This window comes from Psychrobacter sp. (assembly GCF_030454045.1).
Lineage (GTDB): Bacteria > Pseudomonadota > Gammaproteobacteria > Pseudomonadales > Moraxellaceae > Psychrobacter.
The window spans coordinates 1-9,857 of the sequence record NZ_JAKDJE010000096.1 but is presented as its reverse complement, the minus strand read 5'-3'; the positions used below and the strand labels follow the sequence as shown (position 1 = coordinate 9,857).

General features: G+C 43.7%; 8 protein-coding genes and 1 pseudogene. 3 read left to right on the top strand and 6 right to left on the bottom strand.

Features of this window, described 5'->3' with window-relative positions:
- The 3 genes from L0G63_RS12685 to L0G63_RS12675 form a co-directional block, all read right to left on the bottom strand.
- Positions 1 to 1,337, bottom strand: a 1,337-nt coding sequence (locus tag L0G63_RS12685; RefSeq protein ID WP_301450981.1) for an AMP-binding protein, incomplete at its 3' end; no start/stop codon positions are given.
- Between the two features lie 312 nt (positions 1,338 to 1,649).
- Positions 1,650 to 3,320, bottom strand: coding sequence for a fatty acid--CoA ligase (locus tag L0G63_RS12680; RefSeq protein ID WP_301450980.1), 1,671 nt, complete (start codon positions 3,318 to 3,320; stop codon positions 1,650 to 1,652).
- Between the two features lie 320 nt (positions 3,321 to 3,640).
- Positions 3,641 to 4,795, bottom strand: a complete 1,155-nt coding sequence (locus L0G63_RS12675) for an MFS transporter (protein WP_301450982.1) — start codon at positions 4,793 to 4,795, stop codon at positions 3,641 to 3,643.
- 794 nt (positions 4,796 to 5,589) lie between these two features.
- Here L0G63_RS12675 and L0G63_RS12670 point away from each other — a divergent pair.
- Both L0G63_RS12670 and L0G63_RS12665 read left to right on the top strand, forming a co-directional pair.
- Entirely contained in the window at positions 5,590 to 6,207 is a 618-nt protein-coding gene (locus tag L0G63_RS12670) for a hypothetical protein (RefSeq protein ID WP_367618369.1), read from the top strand.
- A 98-nt stretch (positions 6,208 to 6,305) separates the two neighbouring features.
- Complete coding sequence (locus L0G63_RS12665) at positions 6,306 to 7,052, top strand: hypothetical protein (RefSeq protein WP_301450979.1); 747 nt, start codon at positions 6,306 to 6,308, stop codon at positions 7,050 to 7,052.
- A gap of 89 nt (positions 7,053 to 7,141) precedes the next feature.
- Here the strand turns inward: L0G63_RS12665 and L0G63_RS12660 are convergent, their stop codons facing one another.
- Together L0G63_RS12660 and L0G63_RS12655 are read right to left on the bottom strand one after the other, a co-directional pair.
- Positions 7,142 to 7,576: a DUF3429 domain-containing protein gene (locus L0G63_RS12660; protein ID WP_301450978.1), complete on the bottom strand. Its 435-nt coding sequence runs from the start codon at positions 7,574 to 7,576 to the stop codon at positions 7,142 to 7,144.
- 65 nt (positions 7,577 to 7,641) lie between these two features.
- Positions 7,642 to 8,988: a DASH family cryptochrome gene (locus tag L0G63_RS12655; protein ID WP_301450977.1), complete on the bottom strand. Its 1,347-nt coding sequence runs from the start codon at positions 8,986 to 8,988 to the stop codon at positions 7,642 to 7,644.
- 226 nt (positions 8,989 to 9,214) lie between these two features.
- Here L0G63_RS12655 and L0G63_RS12650 point away from each other — a divergent pair, with 226 nt between their 5' ends.
- Positions 9,215 to 9,460 carry a hypothetical protein gene (locus L0G63_RS12650; RefSeq protein ID WP_093069915.1) on the top strand — a complete coding sequence of 82 codons (246 nt, stop codon included), beginning with the start codon at positions 9,215 to 9,217 and terminating at the stop codon, positions 9,458 to 9,460.
- Positions 9,461 to 9,577: 117 nt separating this feature from the next.
- Here the strand turns inward: L0G63_RS12650 and L0G63_RS12645 are convergent.
- A pseudogene (locus tag L0G63_RS12645) lies at positions 9,578 to 9,805 on the bottom strand (aldehyde dehydrogenase family protein); the annotation flags it as partial.
- Positions 9,806 to 9,857 lie beyond the last annotated feature (52 nt).

Sequence of the window (9,857 nt, the reverse complement as noted above, 5' to 3'; positions counted from 1 at the left end):
AATTTTGGCGTATGGCTCAAAATCGGCCAGCCAGTTTCGGTCTGCCAGTAATGATCTAAAACAGGAACCCCTAAATGCTGAGTCAGCCAATTGGCCGTTGATTCATCTAATGGCTCACCTGCCAAAAAGAACGACTTGACGCTAGACACATCATAGCGCGTCATCCAGCTTTCATCTTGTTTTTTGAGCATACGTACGCCTGTAGGCGCGGTAAATAAGATATTGACCTTATTGGCCTCAACGATACGCCACCAGATCCCTGGATTTGGTGAATGCGGCAATCCTTCATACATAATACTGGTCATGCCTGCCAATAATGGCGCATAAATTGTATAAGAATGTCCCACGGCCCAGCCAATATCTGATATCGCCCAAAACGTCTCGCCCGCTTTGCCATCATAGACATAGTCCATTGATGTTGTCAGCGCGACCGCATGCCCACCTGTATCACGTTGCACTCCTTTTGGTGTGCCAGTCGTGCCCGAGGTATAAAGCAGATAGGAGGGTTCATTGGACTCAAGCCATACTGGTTCAAAGACCGCATTGGCTTCACAGCTATGACGGCGTTCAGTTGCATAATCGACATCGATATCTCGCGGCTCAAACGGCAAAACTCCGCGGTTGACCACCAATACATGCTCAGGCTTGATTGTTGCTTGTTCTACGCCTTGATTGACAAGGTTTTTGTAATTGACAATCTTGCCACCGCGCAAACCTGCATCTACTGTGATCACCATTTTTGCCTCAGCATCATCCATGCGAATGGCCAAGTTGTGCGCCGCAAATCCTCCAAAAACGACAGAATGTACAGCGCCAATGCGAGCACAAGCCAGCATGGCATACGCGGCTTCTAGAATCATTGGCATATAGATGATGACACGGTCGCCCTTGCCAATACCGTGGCGCTGCAAGACATCCGCGAAGTAATTCACTTCTTTATATAAGTCATTGTAAGTCAGGCGGCGCTTGGCATAGTCTGTATAAAACTCTACATGATTGCCCAAGTCTTTAAATGAATCGACAACAGCTGGGAAGGTCTCAAGCAACTCTTGATTGATCTCTGATGATACCCACACAAAGGCATCTTGCTCTGCACGATCTGGCAGGTGACGATCGACACAGTTATAGCATAGGTTGGTTTCACCGCCGACAAACCATCTGGCAAAAGGTAGGTTACTGTCATCAAGTATTTGTTCAGGCTCTTTATGCCAGTAAATGCGCTGTGATTGCTCAGCCCAAAACGACTCTCTATCATTGATGGATTTATGATAAATATCAGCGAACTTGGGCTGTTCTGCCGTTTGAGAGGAGACTGAGTGTTGGGCGTGGTCGCTCATAATAGCTGTCCTTAGCATAAACGAGAAATGAGACAATGTTTTTTATCATTGAACCTTATAAAAGTTGTTAGAGCGTTAGCATTGCTGGACTTACTACTTGCATGCCACTGCTGTTATCAACGCTATATTATTTCAATGATAGTCAGTCATGTCTGAAGAAATACTGGTCATCCTTACCAGAATCAAAAAACCGATACGCTACGTATCGGTTTAAAATGTAGCAGAGCTCACTACAAATATCAACTATTAAGCGTGTAATACGTCCCACATTTTAATGTAAAAATGCGCTCTACTCTTAGACATCCCCCTTTTTTATATCTGGGTTTGATTGGCATACATCTCACGCATGACTTTTTTATCATGTTTGCCGACAGAGGTTTTGGGTAGCTCATCAACGAACTTAAATTGACTAGGAATACCATACTTAGGAATGATGCCGCGCTCTACCGCTTTTTCTGCAATGGCTTTGATATCGTCAGCACTGGTATCTTTGGCATCAGGCTTTAGTACCACTAGCGCCAATGGGCGCTCACCCCACTGCTTATCACGAATGCCAATTACCGAGACGTCAGCTACCGATGGGTGCAATGATAAAATCGTCTCAATCTCAAGCGACGATATCCACTCGCCCCCTGATTTGATGACGTCTTTTAGACGATCCGTGATTTTGATATAACCATCAGGACGTATGTAAGCAATATCCTGCGTATGCATATAGCCATTTTCCCATAGCTCTTTGCCAGCATCGTCATTTTTCAGATAGCTTTGAGTCAGCCAAGGCGCGCGCAGTACCAGCTCACCTGTATTTTCTTGTCCTTTACCAACAGGCTTATTACCTTCACCCCATACTTGCGCATCGACCATAAGTACAGGCTTACCTGTCATACAGCGACGGGCGATGTCTTCGTCCTCAGTCATTTCAGGCTCATTGAGACTAAACTCAGTTAAGCTGATAAGCGGCGCTGTCTCTGACATACCATAGCCTGTGTATACTTCGATACCCTGCGCCATTGCTGTTTTTGCCAAGCCTTCGGTCAATCTTGAACCACCAATGATCATTTTTAATCCATTAAAGCTGGCATCGCGATCTTGCGCCTCTTTGAGCACCATCTGCAAAATCGTTGGCACGCAGTGGGTGATACTCACCTTTTCATTGATGATCAAATCCAGCAAGCTATCAGGCGCATAACGTCCTGGATAGACTTGTTTTAGACCCACCATCGTTGCTGTAAATGGGAAACCCCATGCGTGTACGTGGAACATCGGCGTCATCGGCATATAGACATCGCCGTAGCTGACACCTTGCTTATTTGGCAGCATACCCAAGGTTGCCGCTTCCGCTAGACTGTGCAGAACCAATTGGCGATGGCTAAAGAAAACGCCTTTGGGATTCCCTGTCGTACCTGAGGTATAAAAGGTTGTTGCGATGGTATTTTCATCAAAGTCTGGAAAGTCAAAATGACTATCAGCAGCTTCTAGCAATGCTTCATACTCGCCTGTCACGCGGCTTTGATTACTGCCAAAAACCCCTTCAGCGGTCACACCATTGTCGTCCAGCCAAATGATGTGCTCAATACTAGAGTTTTCAAACTGATAATCTTTGACCAATGGCGCAAACTCAGAGTTGAGCATCAACACTTTTGGCTTGGCATGGTTAATGGTATAAAGGACTTTTTCTGGTGAGAGGCGAATATTGACAGTTTGTAGAATGTACTCTGACATCGGTACCGCAAAATAAGACTCAAGATAGCGATGGCTATCCCAGTCCATAACAGCAACGATGTCGCCTGCATCAAGGTTCAGGTCTACGAGTACGTTTGCCAAGCGATTGATACGCTCAAACAAATCCTTGTAAGTGAGTCGTTTTTTATCCGCATAGATGATCTCTTGATCTTGCGACACAGTCTTAGCACGGCTCAATAACTGTTTGACCAGTAATGGATAATCATAGGCAGATGGGGCACTGTGGTAGATATTTGACATAAACCTAACTTCCTTGTTTGTCGTGCTGATAAATGATAATAAGTAGCAATCAGCTATACTAATACAGAATGAACCGCTATAACCATACGGTTTTTATAATGACGAGTCATTCTGATTTACGCTGATAATATCTTGCTCGGTGCCATTCAGTTTTGGCGCAGTAAGAGCAACGAGCGTCACTGACCGCAATCAGATTGAAGACCTCTTCGATAGTAAGAAAAAACCATCACCATGTAAAGCGACCTTACATTACGTATCATAAGACAAATAGCCAAACAAAAACGATGCTTCACCTATTAAAAAATCACATTTGCATACTATTAAGTGGCACGTCTTGTTGTTTTAATCATCCCAAAACTGGCTATCAACAACGCCAACACCTGTACAAGCAATAACAACCATACGGTAAGAGACCACTGCCCTCGCGCATAGGCTATGCCGCCCAACCACGCGCCAAGCGTACCGCCCGTGTAATAACCCATATAATATAAACCAGACGCCAATGAACGACCTTTTTTGACATTAACCGCTATGTAGCTGATGGTCGCAGATTGTGTAATAAATACACCAGATGACATGACTGCCAATCCGACGATCACCCCCCATAATGGTGCGACCAATGTCAGTAGCACGCCCACCATTGAGATAATAATAGCCACGCGAACAGTACGTGCTGAGCCAAACCGGCGCAGCAAGGTCGTTGATAGTGGCGTAATGATGACACCTAACAAATACACGGCAAAAATATTGGCAAGCGCGCCCGTACCAAGCTCATAAGGCTCAGCTGCCAAATGCAAATTGATAAAGGTAAAACAACCGACAAGAGAGAACAGTACACAAGCACCAAGCAGACAGGCTGTCACCACATAGCGGTTGGTTAAATGCTCACCTAACGTCTGTATCGCTGAACGAAAATTGGGATTGGCCTCGAAATGACGAGACGATGGTAGCATCTTGCCAACCCATATCGCCCCCAACAAAGTCATCGCTGTCATCACATAGTAACCGTCACGCCAGCCAATCAATTCATGCAAATGCCCCATCAAAAACCGGCCCATAAAGCCGCCAAGCACACACCCTGACACATAAAAGGACATCAGCTCGGTCATCGCCCGCCCCTCAAACTCCTCGCCAATATAAGCAATGGTCACCACCGTAATACCGGGTACAGACAGTCCTTGCATAAAGCGCCAAACGCCTACCCATTCAATACTCGAGCTTTGGGCAATCAGCGCTGTTGGTATCGCCAAAAACAATAAAGCACCGACGATAAAGGATTTGCGCCCGACGGCATCTGAGAGCATCCCCAAGAATGGCGACATAATAGCAATGGCCAATACAGTGGCACCAACGATCATGCCCGCTTGTACCTCGGTCGCAGAAAAATCCATCATCATGACGGGCAACACAGCTTGGATAGAATACACTTGCAAAAAGGCAAACATACCGATTAGGCCAACCGTGAGCTTCAATATCCACGACGTAGAGTGACTGGATGAGGCTGCGGTCTTTGGTGCAAAGTTTTGGGTTTTCTCTGTAGAATTATTCACAAGGGCGCTTACTATAATTGATTATGCTATGACAAGGAGGCGTCATTGGCTTGGATAATGAAAGAATATAATGTGACACTATGAAGGAGGTGCACAGCCATACAGGATATCTATTTATCATAATGACCAGAAAAGCATCTTAGCACACCAACCCATATACTCAGGTTTAAATGTGTTATTGACACTTATTTATTCTCAATGACGGTAGATTGCTTTTTTAGTAAAAAAAGCTGCAATCGTCATCTTTGTACCTTAGTTGCTGATACAAAATAGTGATAAATGCCCTATGATGATGACATTTACATAACAACTCTTTTTTATTTTTACACATCTACATTGCTTCTATCTTTTCTATTACAGACTTTGCTGACGCAAAAATCAATAATCATAGGGTGCTATTGATCAACAATCAAAACAAATAAAACAATATTTAAGAGGTAATATCGATGAAGGATGCGATGTATGATTTGGGATCAGGGTTTTGGAGTATTCGAGGGTCATTTATAAAAAATGGCAGGTGGTGTGTTAAAAAGTATGCTGATTAAAATTTGAACAATTTTTGAAGCCTTGAAAGCCCTATAGAATCAGATAACTTAGCATAGATCTTTTATTGACTTTTATCGCCAGCATACTTTTTAGAACACCACCTAAAAAATGGCATTATAGACATCGGGGTACAATGTGCGCTCATCAAACGACCATCAGGGAAGTTTATTTTTTTGGATAGTTATGCTCTAACAGACGACGTTCGTCAGCAAGTCATGGCTCTCACTGACAACGGTCAAGATGTCGAGGCTGTCCTTAATGTGCATCCGTTTCATACGGTATACTGTGCGCAAATGGCTAAAGACTTTCCGCAAGCCACATTTTACGGTAGCAGCCGACACCCAAAGCAAGTGCCAGAGGTTGACTGGGCAGATGATCTGGTAGAAAGTGATGCGGTCGCTGCGCGTTATCCTGAACTCCAGTTCTCCTTACCAAAAGGCATCTACTACATCGCCCCTGATGAGTCAGTCCATGCAAGCTCATTATTGGTCTATCACAAAGCCAGCCAAAGTATATATGTCGATGATACGTTTGAGATACCACCTTCTAAGCTGTTTGATGCCGTACAGCCAAACCTAGGCTTACACCCCACCACCAAACAAGCATTAAAAGATGAGCCCGACGCTGGCAAAGCCTATTGTGATTGGGCGATAGATCTTGCACACGAATGGCGCAGCGTACATCATTTTTGCGGTGCACATTCAGGATTAGTTGTATTTGAAGAAGGCCAATTTGAAGCAGCGTTATTGTCTGCTATTGATAACGCGCGTAGCGAGCTTGAGGCAAAATAACGACATTAAGAAAATGGTCACATCATTTATAACATAAAATTCACGACAAGAAAAACAACTACCTGTTGGTTCAATATATTACATAAGGAAAACGATAAATGTCAGATGAAATTCATGATTTAGGGGCAGGGTTTTGGAACATACGCGGATCATTCCGTATCGGCGGTGTGATAAACATTGGTACCCAGTGCTCACTGGTCAAGCTATCCTCAGGACGCTTTGTATTTTTGGACAGCTATGAATTGACAGGTGACGTTCGAGACGAAGTCATGGCGCTCACCAATAATGGTCAAGATGTCGAAGCGGTGCTAAATGTTCATCCATTCCATACTGTACATTGTGCGCAAATGGCCAAAGACTTCCCTCAAGCCACGTTTTACGGCAGTAGTCGCCATCATAAAAAGATACCAGAAGTACGCTGGGCTGACGATTTGGTAGAGAGTGACGCGGTTGCTGAACGCTATCCTGAGCTTAAGTTTTCAATGTCAGAAGGTATACATTATATCGCACCCAATGAGATGATTCATGCAGGCTCCTTGTTGGCCTATCATCCTGCCAGCCAAAGCTTACATGTCGATGATACTTTTATGAGTCCACCCATGAAGCTGCTAGAAGCGGTATTGCCTGAGCTGATATTGCACCCAACCACCAAAAAAGCACTCAAAAATGAGGCGCATGCAGGCGCACAATATTGCGACTGGGCAACCAACCTAGCCCATGAGTGGCGCGACGTTCGCAATTTTTGTGCCGCACACTCTTATCTTGTTAGGTTCAAAGACGGTGAGTTTGAAACAGCATTGGTTAAAGCTATTGAGAAAGCCCGTCCTAAGTTAGAAAAAGCGTAGTTTTTACATTAACAGATATACTTTGCCAATATAGAAGGGTCGCTGATATGGCGACCCTTTTTATTAAATATAACTGATCACATTACTTATCATTGCAGAGCAGCCACTATCAGAGACACTATCACTATCGCCGTCACATAGGTTCTCACTTTAAAATAGTCCTGCGTGATAATGCGCGCGCGATTGAGCCCATAATCAATCATCAACATGCTGGCAAATCCAATGACCAGTAACCAAATAAAACCGACCACTGGCAACACCAAAAACCCGAGCCACAGAGCAATTGCAATTACATTACTGACTAAAGGCAATCGGATGGCCCATTGATCGTTATCCGCCAAGCTTAAATGATTACCCCACTGCGATCCGGCCATAAACGACGCAATTACCAGACCATAAGCGCTTAATACATCAGCCGTTGCACCCAATATAGGTATGTCACTAATGCCTATAACTAGCAAGAGCGCACAAGCGACAAACGGAATAGCACCTGCAAAGGTCAAATAAGGACTGGGTTTTTTCATAATATGAATCTACCTCGCATTTAGTATATCGATATTTCTAGCATATATGAATGAGACATCTTATTCTAACTCACCTTGCCATTGACGGATAAACTCACCGTTTGGATCGTATTGCTGGGTTTGTTTATCAAGAGCCGACATCCTCTTGGATCCGCCCCCACGCCTGCTAGATATTGCCAATTTCCCCAGTTACTGGCGACGTCATAATCGATAAGATGCTGCTCAAAGTAAGCCGCACCATAACGCCAATCAAGACCCAACTCGTGAATAAAGCAGCTTGCCACTAGCTGTCGTCCACGGTTTGACATATATCCTGTTGTATTCAGTTGATGCATACAGGCGTTGACAATAGGATATGCTGTATCACCATTCCTCCATTGTTCTAATTTTTTCTGATCCAGTTGGGTTGATGGCGTGTGCTGACCAATACCTTTAAACCAGAATAATTTTTGCTGATGGGTGACAGCGTACCAATAAAAATATTCACGCCAAAGCAGCTCAAACCATATCCAATAAGTGGATTCATTTGCGATGACATCACGCTCATAACGGCGCAGTCGATTCAATACGGTGTTGACAGACAACGAGCCATTCGCCAGCCAAGCAGAAAATTTTGTGGAATGCGTCCATTCATCAAGCGCGTTTCGTGTGATTTTATAAGTACTTGGCGCGTCGGAATTAAAATAACTCTTTAAGTGATTTAGCCCGTTCGACTCACCACCTTTGAAACTAGGCGCTTGCTGTTTTTGTTGGGAGATTGCCTGCGCATTATCTTCGCCTGCTTTAAAGAAGTACTCGTACCTATCCACCAGACTCTCAGGTATTGGGGCCAATCGTTCTGGCGTCGCGCAAATAGCGATGTCTTGTGCTGCATGCAATAAATCATAATCTGCTTCAATTTTTTTGCGAAACTGCGTAAAGCTTTTGGGCAAATCATTTAGCGGTAATTCATCAAACAAAGTAGCCGTTGTCTCAATATGCCAACGTATCTGCGGATGTTTATTCTGTAGTCGTACATATATTTGGTTCTTATAATAATCAGCCGTTTGACTCACACAGATATCTGTCACCTGCTGCCCCTCAATGAGTTCATTCAACTGCATGAAGGTATTCGGTGACGTTGGGGTTTTATGTAGATGTAGTAACTTGTTGCCAAGCAGCTCTAATGATGTATTTAAGTCAATCAAACTCTCTTGCAAAAATTGCTGGCGGGCGACGCCCATCGTGTCATAATGATAAGCAGCCTGAGAGTTTTGATTGTCCAATATATCCGTCAAGGATGAGGCATAAACCAGTAATAAACGCCCATCACGCGAGAGCTTGGCGGCTTTCGATAACGTGGCATTGTCCATCACTCGCAGGTCATTGTGAAAGAGAACCAATACATTTTTACCAGATAGCTGATGGGACATGGCATAAACCTCTTATTGTTCGATAGCTTTTAATTAATCTCAATACTCTTTTTTTATTGGGCTTTATTATCTTAAAATAGCATATCTTGCTTACGACAAGTTTGGTATTGACTCATGGCATTAATAACCTACTAGCAAGGTAGTAATTATCCAAGCTAAAATCTACTTATCGCCATTGACTCTCATGCTCCGGACTGCTTAAATGACCTACCTCTAGGAGAATACCATGACCGAAAAAAATATCGCTGAAGAGAACAAATCGGATGAAAAACGTAAACTTATCAATCGTTTTTTGATGAGACTGACGAAAGAGCAGCCACAAATGTATTATGCCACCACCTCTGAGATATCTCGGAGCATCCATACCATGATAAAAGAACATACCAATCGCTTGTCAGTAGAAGAGCAAGCGCTGGTCAGACGTATGACTATCGAAGAGATTGAAGGGTTATTGGGCTTTCATGCTAGATAGATGACTAAACTATAGGCTAATTGTTATATAAGTAGGTTCAAGCACAACCATCGAACATCACAAAAAAGACCGCTATCGAAGCGGTCTTTTTTTATTATTTATCGTAGTGCAATGCTATTAGAACGGATACTGACGTGGCTCGTTTTGCATTGAAATCCAATGTGTTCTGGTGAACTCTTCTAGTACCCATTCACCATTAAAGCGACCGATACCTGAATTTTTCTCACCACCGAACGGCGTGTTACTTTCGTCGTTCACTGAGATGTCATTGATATGGGTCATACCTGCTCTGATACCACGAGCGAAACGTAGACCTTTTTGCATATCAGATGTGAATACCGCACTAGGGTGTGTTGACAATTACCGTAAATGGATAATCGTCGCTGCTAAATAGATA

What these genes read in the sequence shown, in the direction of transcription:
- L0G63_RS12660 (WP_301450978.1), bottom strand. Translation starts at nt 7,576, where the DNA reads ATGAAAAAACCCAGTCCTTATTTGACCTTTGCAGGTGCTATTCCGTTT.
- L0G63_RS12650 (WP_093069915.1), top strand. Translation starts at nt 9,215, where the DNA reads ATGACCGAAAAAAATATCGCTGAAGAGAACAAATCGGATGAAAAACGT.
- L0G63_RS12655 (WP_301450977.1), bottom strand. Translation starts at nt 8,988, where the DNA reads ATGTCCCATCAGCTATCTGGTAAAAATGTATTGGTTCTCTTTCACAAT.
- L0G63_RS12680 (WP_301450980.1), bottom strand. Translation starts at nt 3,320, where the DNA reads ATGTCAAATATCTACCACAGTGCCCCATCTGCCTATGATTATCCATTA.
- L0G63_RS12665 (WP_301450979.1), top strand. Translation starts at nt 6,306, where the DNA reads ATGTCAGATGAAATTCATGATTTAGGGGCAGGGTTTTGGAACATACGC.